This window comes from Flavobacterium sp. CSZ, from assembly GCF_015350725.1.
Classification (GTDB): domain Bacteria; phylum Bacteroidota; class Bacteroidia; order Flavobacteriales; family Flavobacteriaceae; genus Flavobacterium.
Genome location: NZ_JADKPQ010000005.1, coordinates 46,260 through 65,993 on the forward strand (window position 1 = coordinate 46,260; position 19,734 = coordinate 65,993).

At 33.6% G+C, this 19,734-nt stretch carries 18 protein-coding genes; 3 read left to right on the forward strand and 15 right to left on the reverse strand.

Annotated elements, in window-relative coordinates; translation table 11 throughout:
• Positions 1 to 245: 245 nt before the first annotated feature.
• The 6 genes from rodA to purH all read right to left on the reverse strand — a co-directional run bounded on the left by rodA (position 246) and on the right by purH (position 7,486).
• The gene (gene rodA / locus IRZ78_RS07310; protein ID WP_194615905.1) at positions 246 to 1,481 is read right to left on the reverse strand and encodes a rod shape-determining protein RodA; all 1,236 of its coding nucleotides are present in this window, start codon (positions 1,479 to 1,481) and stop codon (positions 246 to 248) included.
• A 14-nt stretch (positions 1,482 to 1,495) separates the two neighbouring features.
• Positions 1,496 to 3,448 (reverse strand): penicillin-binding protein 2, encoded by a 1,953-nt coding sequence (gene mrdA, locus IRZ78_RS07315; RefSeq protein ID WP_194615906.1) that lies wholly within the window; start codon positions 3,446 to 3,448, stop codon positions 1,496 to 1,498.
• Positions 3,445 to 3,951, reverse strand: a complete 507-nt coding sequence (locus IRZ78_RS26125) for a rod shape-determining protein MreD (protein WP_228520401.1) — start codon at positions 3,949 to 3,951, stop codon at positions 3,445 to 3,447. Before IRZ78_RS26125 ends, mrdA begins: the two co-directional genes overlap by 4 nt.
• Positions 3,944 to 4,768 (reverse strand): rod shape-determining protein MreC, encoded by an 825-nt coding sequence (mreC, locus tag IRZ78_RS07320; protein ID WP_194615907.1) that lies wholly within the window; start codon positions 4,766 to 4,768, stop codon positions 3,944 to 3,946. The genes IRZ78_RS26125 and mreC overlap by 8 nt, the downstream gene beginning before the upstream one ends.
• 108 nt (positions 4,769 to 4,876) lie before the next feature.
• Positions 4,877 to 5,905, reverse strand: a complete 1,029-nt coding sequence (locus IRZ78_RS07325; RefSeq protein ID WP_007804822.1) for a rod shape-determining protein — start codon at positions 5,903 to 5,905, stop codon at positions 4,877 to 4,879.
• Positions 5,906 to 5,959: 54 nt separating this feature from the next.
• Positions 5,960 to 7,486, reverse strand: a complete 1,527-nt coding sequence (gene purH, locus IRZ78_RS07330; RefSeq protein ID WP_194615908.1) for a bifunctional phosphoribosylaminoimidazolecarboxamide formyltransferase/IMP cyclohydrolase — start codon at positions 7,484 to 7,486, stop codon at positions 5,960 to 5,962.
• 165 nt (positions 7,487 to 7,651) lie between these two features.
• Here purH and IRZ78_RS07335 point away from each other — a divergent pair, with 165 nt between their 5' ends.
• Entirely contained in the window at positions 7,652 to 8,899 is a 1,248-nt protein-coding gene (locus tag IRZ78_RS07335) for an ABC transporter permease (RefSeq protein WP_194615909.1), read from the forward strand.
• Between the two features lie 218 nt (positions 8,900 to 9,117).
• On the opposite strand, the gene IRZ78_RS07340 is transcribed toward IRZ78_RS07335, so the two are convergent.
• From IRZ78_RS07340 to IRZ78_RS07355, 4 genes are all read right to left on the reverse strand, one after another.
• Positions 9,118 to 9,720: a hypothetical protein gene (locus tag IRZ78_RS07340; protein ID WP_194615910.1), complete on the reverse strand. Its 603-nt coding sequence runs from the start codon at positions 9,718 to 9,720 to the stop codon at positions 9,118 to 9,120.
• An 81-nt stretch (positions 9,721 to 9,801) separates the two neighbouring features.
• Positions 9,802 to 10,656 carry an acetyl-CoA carboxylase, carboxyltransferase subunit beta gene (accD, locus tag IRZ78_RS07345; protein WP_056190173.1) on the reverse strand — a complete coding sequence of 285 codons (855 nt, stop codon included), beginning with the start codon at positions 10,654 to 10,656 and terminating at the stop codon, positions 9,802 to 9,804.
• Positions 10,657 to 10,766: 110 nt separating this feature from the next.
• Positions 10,767 to 11,834, reverse strand: coding sequence for a class II fructose-bisphosphate aldolase (fbaA, locus tag IRZ78_RS07350; protein WP_029271808.1), 1,068 nt, complete (start codon positions 11,832 to 11,834; stop codon positions 10,767 to 10,769).
• 58 nt (positions 11,835 to 11,892) lie between these two features.
• The gene (locus IRZ78_RS07355) at positions 11,893 to 14,448 is read right to left on the reverse strand and encodes a BamA/TamA family outer membrane protein (protein ID WP_194615911.1); all 2,556 of its coding nucleotides are present in this window, start codon (positions 14,446 to 14,448) and stop codon (positions 11,893 to 11,895) included.
• Between the two features lie 37 nt (positions 14,449 to 14,485).
• Here IRZ78_RS07355 and IRZ78_RS07360 point away from each other — a divergent pair, with 37 nt between their 5' ends.
• Complete coding sequence (locus IRZ78_RS07360) at positions 14,486 to 15,214, forward strand: RNA methyltransferase (RefSeq protein ID WP_194615912.1); 729 nt, start codon at positions 14,486 to 14,488, stop codon at positions 15,212 to 15,214.
• Between the two features lie 9 nt (positions 15,215 to 15,223).
• Here the strand turns inward: IRZ78_RS07360 and IRZ78_RS07365 are convergent, their stop codons facing one another.
• The 4 genes from IRZ78_RS07365 to IRZ78_RS07380 form a co-directional block, all read right to left on the reverse strand.
• Positions 15,224 to 15,934 carry a porin family protein gene (locus IRZ78_RS07365; RefSeq protein ID WP_194615913.1) on the reverse strand — a complete coding sequence of 237 codons (711 nt, stop codon included), beginning with the start codon at positions 15,932 to 15,934 and terminating at the stop codon, positions 15,224 to 15,226.
• Position 15,935: 1 nt separating this feature from the next.
• Complete coding sequence (gene ubiE / locus IRZ78_RS07370) at positions 15,936 to 16,667, reverse strand: bifunctional demethylmenaquinone methyltransferase/2-methoxy-6-polyprenyl-1,4-benzoquinol methylase UbiE (protein ID WP_194615914.1); 732 nt, start codon at positions 16,665 to 16,667, stop codon at positions 15,936 to 15,938.
• A gap of 559 nt (positions 16,668 to 17,226) precedes the next feature.
• Positions 17,227 to 17,709, reverse strand: a complete 483-nt coding sequence (locus tag IRZ78_RS07375; protein WP_194615915.1) for a dihydrofolate reductase — start codon at positions 17,707 to 17,709, stop codon at positions 17,227 to 17,229.
• A gap of 13 nt (positions 17,710 to 17,722) precedes the next feature.
• Positions 17,723 to 18,067: a 2TM domain-containing protein gene (locus IRZ78_RS07380; protein WP_194615916.1), complete on the reverse strand. Its 345-nt coding sequence runs from the start codon at positions 18,065 to 18,067 to the stop codon at positions 17,723 to 17,725.
• A 236-nt stretch (positions 18,068 to 18,303) separates the two neighbouring features.
• Between IRZ78_RS07380 and IRZ78_RS07385 the strand changes: the two genes are divergently transcribed.
• The gene (locus tag IRZ78_RS07385; RefSeq protein WP_173970880.1) at positions 18,304 to 18,600 is read left to right on the forward strand and encodes an isoamylase early set domain-containing protein; all 297 of its coding nucleotides are present in this window, start codon (positions 18,304 to 18,306) and stop codon (positions 18,598 to 18,600) included.
• Positions 18,601 to 18,799: 199 nt separating this feature from the next.
• Here the strand turns inward: IRZ78_RS07385 and IRZ78_RS07390 are convergent, their stop codons facing one another.
• Positions 18,800 to 19,651: a thymidylate synthase gene (locus IRZ78_RS07390; protein ID WP_194615917.1), complete on the reverse strand. Its 852-nt coding sequence runs from the start codon at positions 19,649 to 19,651 to the stop codon at positions 18,800 to 18,802.
• Between the last annotated feature and the right edge of the window lie 83 nt (positions 19,652 to 19,734).

Consider the following 19,734-nt stretch of genomic DNA (forward strand, 5'->3'; position numbering starts at 1 on the left):
TGTAACATTGTCTGGTTACGATACGTAACTCAACGTAACCTCAAGGTTGAAACCTTGGGCTATAGGTTGTATTTGAGATTATTCTTTAATTGAAGTTATCATGCCTTTTCAGTAACGAATTTATAGAAGCTGATACCAAACACGGCTTAACTAAAAAAACTTAAGGTTTCTGTTACTACTCCAGCGATTAAAAGGTTTGGATTTGGAATTTGGAATTTTTTATATTTGGAATTTGTCTCAAAAGACTACCATTCATTTACCTTATTTGCATCCATTTTTAAGAAGATAAACAGTAAAATAGTGAATCCCCAAAGTCCTGAACCTCCATAAGAAAAGAAAGGAAGCGGAACTCCAATGGTTGGAAAAATCCCGATAACCATTGCGATGTTTACAAAAAAGTGAGTAAACAAAATTCCGGCCACACAATAGCCATAAACTCTGCTGAATTTTGTTTTTTGTCTTTCGGCCAAATAAATTACTCTTAATAGTAAGCCCACAAAAAGTGCAATAACCACCACAGATCCTGCAAAACCCCATTCTTCACCAACAGTTGTAAAGATGTAATCGGTATGTTGCTCAGGCACGAATCCTCCTTTGGTTTGAGTTCCTTCTAAGAAGCCTTTTCCAATCCAGCCTCCGGATCCAATAGCAATTTCTGATTGGTTAGTATTGTATCCAATACCTTTCATATCGACAGTTTTACCTAATAAAATATTAAAACGGTCACGGTGATGCTGCTTAAAAATATGGTCGAAAACATAGTCTACAGATAAAACAAAAGCCGAAATAACAGCTAGTAAAATACCGCTTAAAAGAATGTTTCTATCGACAGCCCTGCCTTTAAAATGTATGATAATTAATACTCCCAATGCAATTAAAATAACTGCGTAAGGTTCTAAAACAAGGGTTAAAACGAATAGTAAGATAGTGATAAAACCAGTCCAAACATACCAGGAAGGTAATCCTTCTCTGTACAAAACCACAATAAAAATACTGTAGATTAAAGCACTTCCTGGATCGGGTTGAGGTAAGATCAATAATACTGGTAGAAAAACAATAGCCAAAGCCTGAACCTGTCTGTTTACTTCTTTCAGGTTAATCTGTGTATCACTTAAATATTTTGCTAATGCCAATGCTGTAGCAGCTTTTGCAAACTCAGAAGGCTGTATTGTAAAGCTTCCTATTGCATACCAACATCTTTGGCCCGCAATGGTTTTTCCAAAAAGAAACAAACCGGCTAAGGATAATAATGAAACCCCAAAAATGATACTCGCGTATTTTTCATAAAACTTTCCGTCAACAAAAAGTACGATGAAAATCAAAGGAATGGTACAGCCAATAAAAATTAACTGTTTTTGATAGGTTCCGTCGGTAGATAATAATGAAGAGGAATAAATGTTTAGCCATCCCAATATTACCAACGCAGTGTAAATAAAAACACTTATCCAGTCAATGTTATTTTTTATACTTTGGTTTTTCATTTGAAATAATTGTATTAATTTTCTTGGGTGGTATCTAAAAGGACTTTTTTAACTTCTACTTTTGGCAGCTTTGCTATTTTTGCACTCATAACGGAGTCTTTCGGAGTAGATTCAATAGCGCTCGCTGCAGTCGGTCCTCCTAATTTTGCATATTCACTTACAAGACTTTTGTTTAATACCCGAATTTCTAAATCAGTCCTTGTGATTTTTTTTCTTAAATATTTTTCGATCATTAAACTAGCAATTGGTCCTGCAACTGTAGCACCAAAACCTCCATTTTCAATCATAATTGCAATAGCAATTTTAGGGTTGTCTTTTGGAGCAAAAGCAACAAATATAGAGTGGTCTTTAAGCTGAGTTCTTTTTCCGTTAATTTTAGCAAAGTTTTCTGCTGTACCTGTTTTTCCGCAAATATCAATTCCATTTACTCTAAGTGATGCAGCTGTACCTTTGTTGTAAACATCAAATAAACCACTTATGACCGGTGGGAAATATTTTTGATCAATTGTAGTTACGTGTTTTGTTGTAAACTTAGCATCGATTTTTTTGCCTTCAATTTTCTTAATGATATGAGGCGTATAATAATACCCTTGATTTGCAACAGTTGCCATCATATTAGCAAGCTGAATAGGAGTCATTAAAACCTCACCCTGGCCAATAGCGTTGGATACAATCGTTGAGCTTCTCCAGCCTCCATTAGGATAGATTTTTTTGTATGTCTTAGAAGTTGGAATATTTCCTCTTTTACCTGTTGGTAAATCATAGCCCATAAATTGACCTAATCCAAAACTTTTTACGTGATCACTCCAAACATCTACTGCCTTGCCCGGGTCTTTGTATTTATTAATAGTTAACATATACGCCTGGCCAAAGTATGTGTTGCAGGAAAGGTAAATCCCATTATGCAATTGATGAGGTCCAAAGCCGTGGCATTTCATAAAACGACCACCACCATAACTAAAACCGTGGTGACACATAAAAGTAGTTTGCTCATTAACAACACCTTCTTGTAATGCAACCAAACCCGTCAGAATTTTAAAAGGTGAGCCCGGAGGATATTCTGCCAAAAGTCCTCTATCGTATAAAGGTTTTGCAATAGAATCATGATATAAAAGCGTATAGTTTTTAGATCTTTGTCTTCCCACCAAAATACCAGGATCATAAGAAGGGGCGGTAACTAATGCCAGAATTTCACCTGTTTTAGGTTCAAGGGCAACAATTCCACCTCTTTTATTGATCATTAATTCTTCGCCATATTTTTGAAGTTCAGCATCAATAGTTAAATTAATGTCTTCTCCGGCAACAGCGATAGTGTCGTATTTGCCTTCTTTATAAGAACCAATTTCTCTGTTGTATTTGTCTTTCTGGATGTATTTTACACCTTTTATTCCGCGTAAAACTTCTTCGTAGCTTTCTTCAACACCTTGTCTTCCAATTAAGTCACCACTATTGTAATAAGGGTTTTTAGCAATTAATTTTTCATTTACCTGTAGAATAGAACCAAAAATATTGGCTCCATAATCTACTTCATAATCACGAAGAGAACGTTTCTGGAAATAAAAGCCTTCATATTTTCTGATTTTTTCCTGAAAAGCGGCAAATTCAGATTTGTTTAATTGCGGTAGAAATACAGACGGTAATCTTGGGCTGTATACTTTGGCTTTTGCAATTCTCTTTTCATAATCTTCTCTGGTAATATTAAGCAATGTGCAAAATTCGTCAATATTAAGGTTTTCCTTAATCTCTCTCGGGATTACCATGATGTCATAAGAAGCTTGATTCGCAACTAGTAGCTTTCCGTTTCGGTCATAAATATAGCCTCTTTCAGGATAGTCATACTGCTTCTTGATTGCATTATTATCAGATTTTAACTTAAAAGAATCGTCTATAATTTGCAAATAAAATACCCTCATCACAAGCAGAGATGCTGCGATAATAATTAAAGAGGGCAGCAGAATTTTTCTCATCGTTTATTAGGCTTAATAAGGTAAATTATGATAATTGAGGTGATTATTGTAAAGATTGAGCTAAATAATGTTCGTAGTAAAATATCCCAGATAAATTTAAACTGAAACGCTTCCAGTATGAATAATACGATATGGTGTAATAAAACAGATACAAAAATAAATGAAAATCGTTCAGGAGTTAATGAATCGTTTAACTTGATAGTCTGATATTCATAACTTAATCCAAACGAAAATTTAAATATATAAGGTCTGTAATAGGCGAGGATAACGCAGGCTGTTGCATGAATTCCTCCTGAATTACAAAACATATCCATAGTAAGACCCAGTAAAAAACTAGAAAATATTAATCCCGCTCTATTACTGTTTACCGGATACAAAATAATGTATAGGATGTATGGGAAGGGACTTATGTACCCTAATAAGTTCATATTATTAAAAATAACAATCTGAATTGCTAGTAAAATAATAAATCGAAAAATATTGCCTAACACAGCGCTATTCATTCTTTCTCTTGTTTTCTAAATTAATAAGTTCTTCTCTGTCCTTACTCTTGATAATATATACATGACCTAAATTTGTCATATCGTTAAATAATTTAACATTTATGACATAGTAACTTGTGTTTTCTTTTATTGAAATTTTGTCAACCGTACCAATATTAATTCCTTCTGGAAAAATTACAGATTGGCCACCGGTAACAATGGTATCGCCTTTTCTAATAGAAGCTAGTCTAGGAACATCTTCAAGCTGAACAAATCCTGTGCTCTTTCCATTCCACGTTAACGAACCAAAATGATTTGACTTTTTTAGTTTTGCATTAATATGAGATTTCATATTCAAAATACTCACTACTGTAGAGTATCTTGGCGAGGTATTATCAATTACACCAATAATTCCTAAACTGTTAATTACCCCCATATCCTGTTTGATTCCGTCATTTGATCCGGAATTTAAAGTAATGTAGTTTTCGTGCGTATTGTATGAGTTGTGAATTACTTTTGAAACTATAATATCCGCAGGTTTTACTCCTTTTACGCTATCAGCTAAAGGAATTTTTGTAGTGTCTTCCTTATTGAATAAAAGACTTTTTAATCTTGCGTTTTCAAGTACAAGTTCGTCGTTTTCGGTTCTTAAATTCAAATATTCATTTACATGATTGATTTTTTCATAAACACCTCCGCTTAAAAAATTAGCTGAGCTGATTACTTTACTTCTATGAAAAGAATGCGATTGAATTGTGAGTGCCAACGAAATACCTAAAAGCAGCAAAAACAGCAATCGATTACTGTTTCTTATAATGAAATTAAAAATTTGCTGCATTTCTTGTTTGGTTATTTTGTTTCAGGATATGCTATTAAGTTTCCAATTTTATAAGAGTCAAATAAATTAAATTTGACTCTTATAAAATTATATTGATTATTTTGAATCTTATTTAATTAAGATACTTTTAAATTTTGCAATATTTTTAAGTGCCATTCCGGTTCCACGAACTACAGCTCTTAACGGATCCTCAGCAATATAAACAGGTAAATCTGTTTTTTGCGAAATACGTTTGTCAAGACCTCTAAGCATAGATCCACCACCAGCTAAATAAATACCAGTATTGTAGATATCTGCAGCTAATTCAGGTGGAGTTTGAGATAATGTTTCCATTACCGCATCTTCAATACGCTGAATCGATTTATCTAATGCTTTAGCAATTTCACGGTAAGAAACATCAACTTGTTTTGGTTTACCGGTAAGTAAATCTCTACCCTGAACTGACATGTCCTCAGGAGGACCATCTAAATCTTCGATAGCGGCTCCAATCTGAATTTTTATTTTTTCAGCAGTACTTTCTCCCACAAAAAGGTTGTGTTGAGTACGCATATAATAAACGATATCATTGGTGAAAACGTCACCTGCAATTTTTACAGATTTGTCGCATACAATACCACCTAATGCAATAACTGCAATTTCTGTAGTACCACCTCCAATATCAACAATCATGTTTCCTTTTGGCTGCATAATGTCGATACCAATACCAATTGCTGCTGCCATTGGCTCATGAATCAAATAAACTTCTTTTCCGTTTACTCTCTCACAAGATTCCTTCACAGCTCTCATCTCCACTTCGGTAATTCCTGAAGGAATACATACTACCATTCTTAAAGCTGGAGTAAACATTCTTTTTTTCAATGCAGGAATGCTTTTGATGAACATGTTGATCATCTTTTCCGAAGCATCAAAGTCGGCAATTACACCGTCCTTCAAAGGCCTTATGGTTTTGATATTTTCATGCGTTTTACCTTGCATCATATTGGCTTCTTTACCAACAGCAATGATTTTGCCTGATATTCTGTCACGTGCAACGATTGACGGACTATCAATAACAACTTTATCATTATGTATGATTAAAGTGTTTGCGGTACCAAGGTCTATCGCAATATCCTCGGTCATGAAATCAAAAAATCCCATAAGTTTTTTAGGGGTTTAAAATGTTATAAATTATTTTGAACAAAGTTAAACAAATTAATGTTTAAAATGACGTGTTCCTGTAAATACCATTGCAAGATTATTTTCGTTGCAATAATTTATGCTTAATTCGTCTTTTATTGATCCTCCAGGCTGAATAACAGCCGTTATTCCTGCTTTTTTAGCTAATTCTACACAATCCGGAAAAGGGAAAAATGCATCACTTGCCATAGAAGCGCCGGTTAAATCAAATCCAAAAGCTTTAGCTTTATCTACAGCTTGTACCAAAGCATCAACTCTTGATGTTTGGCCAGTACCTGAAGAAATTAATGTTCCGTTTTTTGCAAAAACAATCGTGTTTGATTTTGTGTTTTTACAAATTTTTGAAGCAAATATCAAGTCTTCTATTTCCTGAGCGGTTGGCTCTGTAATAGTAACGGTCTTTAAATGCTCTTTAGTATCTGTAATATTATTTCTGTCCTGAATTAACAAACCGTTAAGACATGTTCTCACTTGTCTTGAAGGCAATTCAACTTCATTCTGAACTAATATAATTCTGTTTTTCTTTTCTTGTAAAACGGCAATTGCATCGTCATCATAACTAGGGGCAATTACTACTTCACAGAATAATTTGTTGATTTCCTGTGCTGTAGTTAAATCAATTTTAGTGTTTGCAATCAAGACTCCGCCAAAAGCAGAAGTTGGGTCGCAAGCCAAAGCTGCTAAATAAGCCTCGCTAATTGTTTTTCTTGAAGCTAAACCACAAGCATTATTATGTTTTAAAATAGCAAACGTTGGTCCGTCAGTTTTAAACTCATTAATTAAGTTTACTGCCGCATCAACATCTAATAAGTTATTGTAAGATAATTCTTTTCCGTGAACTTTTTTGAACATCGCATCAAAATCTCCAAAAAAGAAGCCTTTTTGATGTGGGTTTTCTCCATATCTTAAAACCTGACCATCTGCAATGCTTTCTTTATAGATAGTTTCGTCAGTATTAAAATAATTAAAAATTGCACCATCATAATGAGATGAAACGTGAAACGCTTTTGTAGCAAACAATCTTCTGTTCTCAAGAGTTGTTGCTCCGTTTTGCTCTGTAATTAAATCAAGAAGCAAACTATATTCGTTAACCGAAGCTACAATTACAGTATCCTTGAAGTTTTTTGCACCGGCACGAATCAATGAAATTCCGCCAATATCAATTTTTTCAATAATGTCCTGCTCGCTTGCGCCAGAAGCAACTGTTTTTTCAAACGGGTACAAATCAACAATAACTAAATCAATCTGAGGAATATCAAATTCCTTCATTTGTTGAACGTCACTTTCGTTATCCTGACGGTTTAAGATTCCACCAAAGATTTTCGGGTGCAAAGTTTTTACTCTTCCACCAAGAATTTCAGGGAATGAAGTAATGTCTTCAACCGGAACTACAGGAATTCCAAGGTTTTTTATAAAATCTTCAGTTCCTCCAGTCGAATAAAGTGTTACGTTTTGTTCGTGTAATTTTCTAACGATTGGCTCTAGTCCATCTTTCGAAAAAACAGAAATTAATGCTGATTGTATTGTTTTAGTTGTGCTCATTGTGTAGTTATGATTTTCAGACTGCAAAAGTAGTTTTTTTAAATATTATTTTAAAGAAAATTAGTGTAACATTATGCTAAAAAAATCTACTGATGAGTAAGTTAACTTTTATTAGGATTTTGTTTTTAATTTATTGAATTTTACTTTTATGAAAAATACACGTATATGCTGGTTTATCTAAGGTTATTAAAAGAAAGTTTCCGCTTTGCCATAAACGCTTTGCGAAATAATAAACTGCGTACCTTATTGTCGCTGTTGGGTGTTACGATTGGTATTTTTTCGATTATTGCTGTATTGGCAGCGGTAGATTCTTTAGATCGAAAGATTTCAAAAGATTTGAGCAGCTTAGATAAAAATACGATTTATTTAATGAAATACTGTTTTGGACCTTCTGAAATTCCGCAATGGAAAAGAGAACAGTTTCCCAATGTAAAATATGACGAATATATAAGTTTAAAAAATTCGCTTAATAATACAGATCAGGTCGCTTACCAGCTTTTTGTAAATCACGAAACTTTAAAATACGATTCAAAAACGGTTAGTGATGTTAATATAGTTCCTTCGTCTAGCGAAATGGTAGATATCGAAGGATTGAGTTTTGATAAAGGAAGATTTTACAACGAATCCGAATCGAATTCTGGAAGTGCTGTTATTGTTCTTGGATATGATATTGCCGAAGGGCTTTTTGGAACAAGTGATCCTGTTGGGAAAAATATTCGTTTGTACGGACAGCGTTTTACCGTAATTGGTGTGATTAAGAAACAAGGTGCAGGTTTTTTTGGTGATAGTAATGATACATCGGTTTATTTGCCAACAAACTTTTTACGCAGAATGTACGGCGACAATGATGCAATGACGCCGGTTATTGTTTTAAAACCTGTAAAGGGTGTAGACATGGGTGCTTATAAAGCCGAAGTTGCCCAAAAACTAAGAGCAATTCGTGGAATGAAAGCAGGGGAGTCTGACAATTTCTTTATTAATGTACTTTCCGGTTTTACTGATTTTGTGGATGGAATTTTAGGAAGCTTACGGTTTGGAGGAATATTTATTAGTTTCTTTTCTTTCCTGGTTGGAGGTTTTGGCGTGGCCAATATTATGTTTGTTTCTGTAAAAGAACGAACAAACCTAATAGGGATTCAAAAATCTTTAGGAGCAAAAAACCGATTTATATTGTTTCAGTTTTTGTTTGAAGCAGTTATACTTTGTTTGATAGGCGGAATGATTGGTTTATTGATTGTTTGGCTGATGTCGATGCTTTTGACTAATTTGTTAGATTTTGAATTTGTTCTAAGTTTCTGGAATATAATTATCGGTGCAGGATTGTCAATTTTAGTTGGTGTGATATCCGGGATTTTACCGGCAATTTCAGCAGCAAAATTAGATCCGGTTGAGGCGATTAGAACTGGAATGTAGGTTTTGAGAAAAGGTTCAAAGGCTCAGAGTTACAAAGGGACAAAGGTTTTTGGATTTGTATAATTTACAGATGAACAATTTATGTTGTAGAGATGGAATTATTCCGTTGAATGTGAAATTGCTTATAATTGGATAGCCTCCAGCTTTAGTAAAGAATTTATGCTTCGTAAAGTTGTGAAGATTAAAAAAAAAACAAAGAAACATTCTTTGGATTTTTTTTAGTTCTTATTTGGAAATTTAATTTTAGTTCGATCCCATTTAATAGAATCAGAATAATAGTAGTCGTTATTGGTTTTGTATTTTAGAACAGTATCTTCTTCCTGGGTTGTTCTTCTTATCGCATAAGCTTGTAGTTGGTTTTTGTTTGTAAACTTGAAAAAGGATGTGTTTTTTATAGTGTCATTTTGAGACGCAATAATTAATATTCGCCTGTTTTTCTCTTTACTTAGAATATTTTCTGATAAAAAATCATCTAAACTAGTTTGAGGAATTTTAACAATGTCTTTGGGTTGAAGATCAAGGAAATGAGGAAGAGTGTCTTTTTCACTGCCATAACTACAAAATTCGAGGAAGTATCTTTTTTGATAAAAATATAAATTTCCTTTTTTGTCAATTATTAATTGGTTCTCGGCATAGAAGCCTTTCCTTGGAGGGGGAGCAAATCTATCAGTATGTTTTTTTATGGAATCGTAATATTTTTCAAGTTTCACATCTTCATATGAGATGATGTAAGTTTTGTTTTTCTCAATAATCTTTTCTTCTTTCTTAGCACAATTCAAAAGAAAAAAGCAAATCATAAAACCAATAAATACGTTCTTCATAAACTAAGATTTAAAATAAAGATATAAAAAAATCCCATCAGCCGAAGCGAATGGGATTTTATATGTTAAGAAGTTCGAAAACTATCTAATTGTATTATTCTGAATCAAATCGATATATAAGTTGATCTTATCTTTCAATTCTTTTCTTGGCGTGATAAAGTCTAAGAAACCGTGCTCTAATAAGAACTCAGCAGTCTGGAAACCTTCTGGTAAATCTTTACCAGTTGTGTCACGAACAACACGAGGACCGGCAAAACCAATTAAAGCCCCAGGCTCAGAGATATTAATGTCTCCTAACATTGCATATGATGCAGTTGTTCCTCCTGTAGTTGGGTCTGTACAAAGCGAAATGTATGGTAATTTAGCTTCGGCTAACTGAGCTAATTTTACTGATGTTTTAGCTAATTGCATTAACGAATAAGCAGCTTCCATCATACGGGCTCCACCTGATTTAGAAATCATTACAAAAGGTAATTTGTTTTTGATCGCGTGATCAATACCTCTGGCAATTTTTTCTCCAACAACCGCTCCCATAGATCCACCAATAAAGGCAAAATCCATACAGCAGATAACAAGTTCTTTTCCTTTAGATTTTCCCACTCCGGTACGCACAGCGTCTTTTAAGTGAGTTTTCTCCATTACATCTTTCAATCTTTCTGCATATTTTTTTGTATCCACAAAATGCAAAGGATCTTTTGATGTCATGTTTTTATCCAATTCAACAAATTCATTATTGTCGAATAAAATTTCAAAATAGGTTGCGCTTCCAATTCTAACATGAAAATCATCTTCAGGACTAACAAATAAGTTTCTGGCTAATTCGTCAGCATCAATAATTTTTCCAGTAGGAGATTTGTACCACAATCCTTTAGGAACGTCCATTTTGTCTTCGGTCGCAGTCGTAATCCCTTTTTCTTGTCTTTTAAACCAAGCCATTTTTTTAATTTTAGAATGTAGATTTTAAAGTTTAGATTTTTCAATCTGATTCAAAATTTAGATTTCAGGCTTTTTTAGAAGTCTGAAATCTAAAATCAGAAGTCTAAAATTTAAAGTGTATTTACGTTATTCAAGTCAGCAAAAGCTTGCTCAAGTCTTGTATTGAATGTCACTTCGCTTTCACGTACCCATTTTCTTGGGTCATAGTATTTTTTGTTAGGAACATCAGCACCTTCTGGGTTACCAATTTGAGTTTTTAAATAGTCAATGTTTTTAACCATATAATCACGAATTCCTTCAGTATATGCAAATTGTAAATCTGTATCAATATTCATTTTGATAACTCCGTATCCAATAGCTTCTCTGATTTCTTCAAGTGTAGAACCTGAACCTCCGTGGAAAACGAAATCTACCGGGTTAGCACCAGTGTTGAATTTGTTTTGAACGAAATCCTGAGAATTTTTTAAGATTTTTGGAGTTAATTTTACGTTACCTGGTTTGTAAACACCGTGAACGTTTCCAAAAGCAGCTGCAATTGTAAATTTAGGGCTCACTTTAGATAATTCTTCGTAAGCGTAAGCTACTTCTTCTGGTTGAGTATATAATTTTGAGCTATCAACATCAGAATTGTCAACACCATCTTCTTCACCACCTGTAATACCAAGTTCGATTTCTAATGTCATTCCCATTTTGCTCATTCTGGCCAAATACTCTTTACAGATCTCAATGTTTTCTTCGATTGGCTCTTCAGACAAGTCGATCATATGAGAACTGAATAATGGTTTTCCTGTTTCTGCGAAATGTTTTTCAGAAGCATCTAATAAACCATCAATCCAAGGTAATAATTTTTTTGCACAGTGGTCAGTATGTAAAATTACGGTAGCACCGTAAGCCTCTGCCAAAGTATGAATGTGTTTTGCTCCGGCGATACCTCCAGCGATTGCTGATTTCTCGTTAGCGTTAGATAATCCTTTTCCAGCGTTAAATTGTGCTCCTCCGTTTGAAAATTGAATGATAACTGGCGCATTTAGTTTCGCTGCAGTCTCAAGAACTCCATTGATTGTGCTAGACCCAGTAACATTTACTGCTGGTAAAGCAAAACCTTTTTCTTTTGCATAATTAAAAATTTCCTGTACTTGATCTCCTGTAGCTACTCCGGGTTTAATATTGTGTGCCATTGTAATTTTTTTTAGTTGTTTTTAGTTTTTAGGTTGCAAAAATAAGAATTAATTAGCATTAGAAAGGATAATTTATCCCAAAATTTAAAACCGAATGGCCAAAATTGTATTCTTTGAACCAACGGTCTCCCTTCTCATGCGCCGGATTATAAGTCTTAAAGCCTAAATCTAAACGAATAACAAAAAAGCTTAAATCGTAACGTAAACCAAATCCTGATCCTAAAGCAATTTCAGCTAAATCGTTTACGTTGTTAAATTTTGCTTTATCGTCTATGACATTATCGAGCACATTCCAGATATTTCCAGCGTCTGCGAAGATCGCTCCCTTGACATCACCAAAAACTTTAAAACGGAATTCTGCACTCAGTGCAATCTTCATATTGGCCTCATTAAAATCGTTCGCAGCATTCGTGCTTCCCGGACCCAAAGAGTAAGGCTGCCATGCGCGGTTATCGTTTGAACCTCCTGAATAATAACTTCGTGAAAACGGAATATAATCTGAATTACCAAACGGAATGGCTATCCCAAAAAAGCTTCTCACGGCCAATACTTTTTCTTTTCCAAAATCCCAGTGTTTGATATAATCAAATTCGGTTTTTATATATTCTGAATATTCTAAGTTGAATATTTCATAGTTGCCTCTTGAGTTTTCAGGAAGCTTTGCAATGCTTGAAATAGCAGATAATAAAGTACCGGCAGATTCTATTTTTGTTTTAAACTGATAAAAAGTATTATCAGCAAGATCTTTTTTAGTGGTTTTGGTAAACGTGTAGCTAGTTGCTAAAATAAAGTCATTTTCAGTCAGGCGAATTCTTCTTTCTTCGATGCTTTGTACGTCTTTATATCCTGTATCTCCTGGTCTTAATACCGTTTGGTCAGTTAATACTTCCTTTGTAAAGTTATTTGCTCCCTCTGGGATAATTAGGTTTCCGTCATTGTCAATGTTGCCAGGTACCGTGTTATATGTACTCGCAATGTTGTTTAGTTCGTTATAAGAAGAAGTGTAAACCCTGAAATAATTACTTGGATTTAAATTACGTACAAATTGCGCATTAAGCAATTCAAGCTTGGCTGTGTTGTATCGTTTTGGAGACCAATTGTAAGCAATACCACCTGTGAAATTTTCTTTATCCAAACCAATATTGCGCTGTTTGGAGAAACCTGCAGCAATACTTGTAGAAGGAATCATTCTTTTTGGGATAATTTTTTCGGTACCAAAAGGCAATAAAATCCTTGGGAAATTCAGTTTTAAATCCAAACCATATTCTGATACGTTAAAGAAATTATCATTAGGATTGGCCATGTCTTTTGACGAACCTACATTTAAACGTGCCGAAATTTCCAGCGTTTCGGCTCTGTTAAATACGTTTCGAATCGTTTCAGAAACACTGGCTCCAATACCAAAATCCTGAATATTAGAATGCGTTACGTCAAGAGAAGCTCCAAAACTATATTTCTTTCTGGGCGTTAGATAAACATTTGCAATTAAAGATTGTGCCGTTGAATCTCGTTTATCAACTTCGTATTGAATCGAAGGGTAATTAAAGATTTTCAGGTTGTTTAAATATCTTGAAGAAAGCGTCGTTCTCGTATCAGAGAAAATACCCCCTTTGTTGATAAAAACGGCATCAGTAATGGCGCGCGGTTTGTATTTTAATTTTTTATGACTGTATAAATTAAAGTTGTTGTACGTTACACTATCGGTTATTTTTGTTTTTGCATTTGCAGGAGAATAGTCCGTGTAAATGTTAACATCGCTTATTTTATATAGTTTAAAAGGCTCTGTTCTGCTGGAGTCTCTTTCCTGAATATTGTTGTTGTTGATGATTAATGTTACATCGGCTTTGTTCTTTTTACCAATAGTATCAATGTCAAAAGTGACATAAGTAGGTTGAAAGAAATAAGCGCCGTGGTTTCTAAAGTAAGTTGTAAGACGATTTTTCTCATCTTCAAAATCAGCAGTTTTATATTGTTTTCCTGATTTTAAAAAGGAAGGCTCATTGTTGGTTCTGTATAATGAATCCAGGGCCGGAGTTTTGATATTGGTGCTAATAGTGTCCAGGGTATAAGCCGGACCAGTTGTAATAAGGTAATTTATTTTAGCTTTTTTTCTGGCTACGCTATCAATAGTATAATCTGTTGCTACATTAAAATAACCATTGTTGAAGTAGTAGAACTTTAAACGCAAAAGAGATTTTTTTGTCTTTGCAGTATCAATAACAACAGGAGGTTCACCTGTGCTTTTCAGAAATTCATGAATACCTTTGTACAGAAAAGATTGCCCAAGTCGGTCGACTTGTTTTGCTGATAATATTTTAGCCTGACGTTCGTATAAACCAGGATGATTTTTAAATTTTGCCTGATAAGTAGAATCCGGATTTAAGTTGGCTAAGTTGTATAAATTTAAACGTAAACGATATCCTAACAAAGTACCATTTGGTTTTTGGTACATTTGGTTAGACGCTATTTCGTCGTTCGTTGCCTTTCCATTTACAAGAATAGTATTTTTTACAAGAAGGTTTTTTCCATCGGGAACTCTTTTTACAGCATTACAACCGCAAATAAATATTGCTATTAGAATAAATGCTGTTATTTTTGTGGAATTCTTTTTCAAGTGTTCTTAAATATTTAATTCAAAAGTACATTATTTTATGGTTAGTAAAAACCAAATAAAACTTATATCAAGTTTACATCAAAAAAAGCAACGTTTTGCAAATCAATTATTCTTTGCCGAGGGAGTAAAAGTAATTCAAGAATTGTTGTTATCCAATTTTGAATTAGAGCATTTATACACGACTCTAAATGATTTTGAAGAAGTTCATTCTTCAAAACGTACGCTTATTTATGAGCAGGATCTTAAAAAAATTAGCGCCTTATCAACTCCAAATTCATGTTTGGCAGTTTTTAAAATTCCATCCGAAAATAAAATAACCAACTCAGGTTTGATTTTAGCTCTTGACGATATTCGCGATCCTGGAAATCTGGGGACGATTTTACGTCTTTGTGACTGGTTTGGCATCAAACAAATTATTTGTTCTAAAGAAACTGTCGATATTTATAATCCAAAAGTAGTTCAGGCAACTATGGGGTCTATTGCCAGAGTAAATGTGAATTATGTTGATTTGAAAACTTTTATTGCTGAGGCTAATGTTCCTGTTTTTGGAACTTTTATGGACGGCGAAAACATTTATCAATCTAATTTACCTCAAAGCGGAATCATTATCATGGGTAATGAGGCCAATGGAATATCATCAGAGATTGAAAAAATAGTTACAAGCCGACTCACAATTCCAAGATTTGGAGAGCTGCAAAAAACCGAAAGTTTAAACGTAGCTACTGCAACAGCAATTATTCTTAGTGAGTTTAAACGAAATAGTTAGGGATTTGTTTTAATGAAAAGTAAAATTAATTAAAATAGCCCTTGATTTCATAGAATCAATATTATCTGTCCATGGACTCGGTCCTTTTGCAGGATTGTCGCGAATTAATTCATCAGTAATACCAAACATACCTCTGATAGAAGGAGAGAAGATAAAGTATTCAGAGAAAAAGTCAATTCCAAAACCTACCTCGTACGCCGCAGTCCATTGTTTGGTTCTGAATTTGCCTTCAAAATTATCATCTTTTGATTTTGCGTTGCTGGATAGATTCAATGTTGTAGACATTCCTCCAACTAAATAGGGGCGAATGTTTCCGGTACGCAAAGAAGAGAACTTTAATAATAATGGAAAGTGAATATAAGTACTGTTTACTTCTCGTAAATAATCTTTTTCTAAAGGTAAATTTGGATAATACAAATCGCGTTTACTATAATACAAACCTGGCTCAAAACGCAAATTGATGTATTCCTGTAGTCTTAAGTCGGCTACAACACCCACATTAAATCCGGTAGTCTTTTTTACCTGAATATCCGGACCGGGGGTTTTGTAGTCAAATTTAAAATCGAAACTATTAAAACCTAAATAATACCCAAAATAGAGGCGTTGTTTTTGCCAGTTTTCAAGATTTATAATAGGATCCTTGCTAAACATGCTTTTAGCAAATTGAGAATATCCGTTTGTCGTTAAGACTAATAAAAGTAAGACTACAGTTTTTTTCATACTATTTTTTAGATGCAGAATAAATGGTGGCAACCCCAAAAGTTTGAGGCATAGCTACAACATCTATAAACCCAATTTTTCTCAAAATATTGTTTAAAGCTTCTCCATAAGGAAAAACAGCAGCAGATTCAGACAAATAACCATAAGCAGAATTGTCTTTAGAAAACAATTTACCAATGATAGGAAGTATGTTTTTGCTGTAAAATTTATACCCTTGTTTATAAGGCGTTTTATCAGGAACAGAAGTTTCCAGAATTACAAAAACACCAGTAGGTTTTAGAACTCTTAAAATTTCTGCAAATCCTTTTTCTAAATTTTCGAAATTTCGAACCCCAAAACCAACTGTTATGGCATCGAAATAATTGTCTTCAAAAGGAATTTTTTCAGAATCTCCCAAAACCATATCAATTAAATTTGATAATCCTTTTTCTGCGATTTTCTTTTTTCCAACTTCCAGCATACCGGCAGAAATGTCCAGGCCAATTATTTTTTCGGCATTTGTTTGTGTCATTAGAATGGCCAGGTCTCCAGTTCCCGTTGCGATATCAAGAATAACTTTCGGTTTTTTATCCGAAACTATTTTTAATACTTTTTTTCGCCATTTAATATCGATTCCAAATGAAATTACGCGATTCAAATTGTCGTAGTTCCCTGAGATGTTATCAAACATTTGGGCAACTTGCTCTTTTTTACCTAAAGAAGAGTCTTTATATGGGGTTATTTTTTCAGACATTTTTTTTATTTACGCAAATATAATACAATCTGACTTAACTGTAATTGAGTTTTTGAATTTGTAAATTAATTGTTTTAGCCGTAGGCTTTTAATTGCTGTTTGATGTCGGGGTTTTGGCTATCACCAAAAGTGGGTATTGTGGGACATAGATTTCATGGCCAACTTTGCTACAGTTAAAAAGATAAAATTTTAATGATTGATTGAATTAATGACTTGAATCAAGTGAATATTTTTTTGCACTGGTAGCTTCATTTGTTCTTGTAAGTAGTTTTGAAAGTATTGTTCTTGGGGCCAATACTCTTTAAAGTGCGAAATACGTTCTTAGGGTTAAATTTGTTTTTGGAAATTTTAATTTTCTTGCCTTTAATATCTTAGTGGTATTTGTTATTAAAGGCTCTTTGAGATTCGTTCTCATTTAACATTAAATGTTATTCAGTTATTCAAATGTTTCTAAGATTTGTGATTTTTTTACCAAAACTATTACTCGAATGAGTCAGATTTAAAAATCAATCGTTTTTTAAAAAAACATCCTTCACAAGAGGATGTTTTTTTGTTTTTATTACTTTCTAATGTATGTTTCGTACGTATAATCAAAAAGATGTTTGTCATCTTTAAAATTTTCTTCAGATTCTACCAGTTGCCATTCGCTTTTGCTGATTTTCGGAAAAAAAGCATCTGCTTCAAAAGTATGGTGAACTTTGGTGATCTCAATAATATCGGTATAAGGCAAGGCAAGATTATAAATTTCGCCTCCGCCAATGATGTACGAATCTTCGTTTTCAGGACAAGCAGCAATTGCTTTTTCGATACTATCGACTACGATGCAGCCTTCAGGATGATAATCTTTTTGACGTGTTATTACAATATGAACTCTGTTTGGAAGTGGTTTCGGAAAACTTTCAAAAGTTTTTCTTCCCATAATAATATGATGATTCGTTGTAAGTGATTTGAATCTTTTAAAATCATTTGGCAAATGCCAAACTAATTCATTGTTTTTTCCAAGTTCGTTATTTTCGGCAACAGCCGCTATCATTATAATCATAGCAATCTAGTAACTAAATTTTATTTTCGGTATCCTCAATTATTCTGGATTCTAATTGACTAATTCTTTTTTGCTGCAAGCCAACAAGTCTGTCAATTTGTTCTCTTTCCCATTTTTTATTCATGAACCTGTCTGTGATATACACCTTGATAAAGTGCAAAATAAAGATAAAGAACCATATCGTAATTCCCCAGACACACCAGTTTTGATCTGTATTAGCGCCAAAACCGAAAAATCTATTGGCAATAAATAAAAATAAACTTCCTAGCAGAAAAAGTACAAAATGAAAGTATAGAATCTTCTTTTGTCTAAGTCTTCTTCGGGCATATTCGTATTGTTCGTGCACTTCCTTTTCCATAAGATATAAATGAGGTTATAAAGTTAAAATTTATTTTGTAATCACCCTATTTAGATGCTGGAATATTTCTTTTAAAATGGGCTGAGAGTTTGAATTCCAAAATTTTATCCAGATTTAATTATTAAATAGATAAAAAAATATTCGGTTTTTGATATTATGATAAATCGGTTGTGAAGGTATCGAAAAATCATCTGAATTTATGTAATTTAGTCTATGAATCTAAAAACTAAACAGTTATGTCTTTAAAGAAACAATTTATTAAAACGAAGCCGGTAGTTAAAGTTACATTTTCTATTGATGCTAAAGATGCAAGTTCGGCAGCAGTTGTTGGCGATTTTAACAACTGGAATGTTGAGGAAGGAACTTTGAGTAAGTTAAAAAATGGGACTTTTAAAGCTACCTATGACTTAGTCAAAGATGCAATTTACGAGTTTAAGTACGTAATTGATGGAAGTTATGTGAATGATCCTGAAGCAGATTCTTATAAATGGAATGATTTTGCAGGAAGTGAAAATAGTGTTTTAGTAGTATAAAGCATAAGACCTTTAGAGAGACAGAAAAAGTATCACAGAGAACGCTAAGTTTAGTCTTAGCTTTTATGAAAAAGGAAAAGTTCGCAAAGCTTTGTATTGATTTAGCTTAGCGAACTTTTCTTTTTGGAAATATTTCTTAGAATAAAAATCTTTGCGTTCTTAGCGGTAAAAAAAACTATTAGGTTTTAAAACGGATAGTTTATACAGCAACACTTCCTTTTATGCCCGCATGGGGCTCATAATCTACAAGTGTAAAATCATTGTAATCAAAGTCGAAAATGTTTTTGATTTCAGGATTTAAAATCATTTTTGGTAATGGTTTTGGCTCACGCGTCAATTGCAATTCTAATTGCTCGAAGTGATTATTGTAAATGTGTGCATCTCCAAAAGTATGGATAAATTCTCCGTATTCTAAATCGCAAACCTGAGCAATCATCATCGTTAATAATGCGTAAGAAGCAATATTAAAAGGTACTCCTAAAAATATATCAGCACTTCGCTGGTACAATTGGCAGGATAATTTTCCTTTTGTTTCTCCTTTTTCAATATCTGGACTTGTTACATAAAACTGAAAAAAGGCATGACAAGGAGGCAAAGCAGCTTTGTTATTGGCCACATTTTCTTCAAATGATTTTTTTGTATCCGGTAAAACCGATGGGTTCCATGCTGAAACCAACATTCTTCGGCTGTTTGGGTTTGTTTTTAATTCTGTAATCAATTCAGAGATCTGATCAATTTCTTCGCTATTCCAATTGCGCCATTGGTGTCCGTAAACAGGACCTAAATCGCCATTAGAATCTGCCCAGGCATCCCAGATTTTTACTCCGTTTTCCTGAAGATATTTTATATTGGTGTCACCTTTTAAAAACCAAAGCAGTTCATAAATAATAGATTTTAAGTGTAATTTTTTGGTTGTAACCATTGGGAAACCTTCACTTAAATCAAAACGCATCTGGTAACCAAAAACACTTTTTGTTCCGGTTCCTGTTCTGTCTCCTTTTTGGTTGCCGTTTTCTAAAACGTGTTTTACCAGGTCTAAATATTGTTTCATGATTGCTTTAAGCTTTAGGCTTTAAGCTTTAGGCTTTCCCCTAATGCTCTAAGCTTGTTTTTTATGTTTTGGCTTTAAGCTTA

Coding starts and splice junctions, on each gene's coding strand:
- rodA (WP_194615905.1), bottom strand. CDS start 1,481: ATGAAAAACCAAAGTATAAAAAATAACATTGACTGGATAAGTGTTTTT.
- IRZ78_RS07375 (WP_194615915.1), bottom strand. CDS start 17,709: ATGATTATAATGATAGCGGCTGTTGCCGAAAATAACGAACTTGGAAAA.
- IRZ78_RS07365 (WP_194615913.1), bottom strand. CDS start 15,934: ATGAAAAAAACTGTAGTCTTACTTTTATTAGTCTTAACGACAAACGGA.
- ubiE (WP_194615914.1), bottom strand. CDS start 16,667: ATGTCTGAAAAAATAACCCCATATAAAGACTCTTCTTTAGGTAAAAAA.
- IRZ78_RS07335 (WP_194615909.1), top strand. CDS start 7,652: ATGCTGGTTTATCTAAGGTTATTAAAAGAAAGTTTCCGCTTTGCCATA.
- accD (WP_056190173.1), bottom strand. CDS start 10,656: ATGGCTTGGTTTAAAAGACAAGAAAAAGGGATTACGACTGCGACCGAA.
- IRZ78_RS07385 (WP_173970880.1), top strand. CDS start 18,304: ATGTCTTTAAAGAAACAATTTATTAAAACGAAGCCGGTAGTTAAAGTT.
- IRZ78_RS07360 (WP_194615912.1), top strand. CDS start 14,486: ATGGTTAGTAAAAACCAAATAAAACTTATATCAAGTTTACATCAAAAA.
- IRZ78_RS07325 (WP_007804822.1), bottom strand. CDS start 5,905: ATGGGATTTTTTGATTTCATGACCGAGGATATTGCGATAGACCTTGGT.
- IRZ78_RS07380 (WP_194615916.1), bottom strand. CDS start 18,067: ATGGAAAAGGAAGTGCACGAACAATACGAATATGCCCGAAGAAGACTT.
- mrdA (WP_194615906.1), bottom strand. CDS start 3,448: ATGAGAAAAATTCTGCTGCCCTCTTTAATTATTATCGCAGCATCTCTG.
- fbaA (WP_029271808.1), bottom strand. CDS start 11,834: ATGGCACACAATATTAAACCCGGAGTAGCTACAGGAGATCAAGTACAG.
- IRZ78_RS26125 (WP_228520401.1), bottom strand. CDS start 3,951: ATGAATAGCGCTGTGTTAGGCAATATTTTTCGATTTATTATTTTACTA.
- purH (WP_194615908.1), bottom strand. CDS start 7,486: ATGAGCACAACTAAAACAATACAATCAGCATTAATTTCTGTTTTTTCG.
- IRZ78_RS07340 (WP_194615910.1), bottom strand. CDS start 9,720: ATGAAGAACGTATTTATTGGTTTTATGATTTGCTTTTTTCTTTTGAAT.
- mreC (WP_194615907.1), bottom strand. CDS start 4,768: ATGCAGCAAATTTTTAATTTCATTATAAGAAACAGTAATCGATTGCTG.
- IRZ78_RS07390 (WP_194615917.1), bottom strand. CDS start 19,651: ATGAAACAATATTTAGACCTGGTAAAACACGTTTTAGAAAACGGCAAC.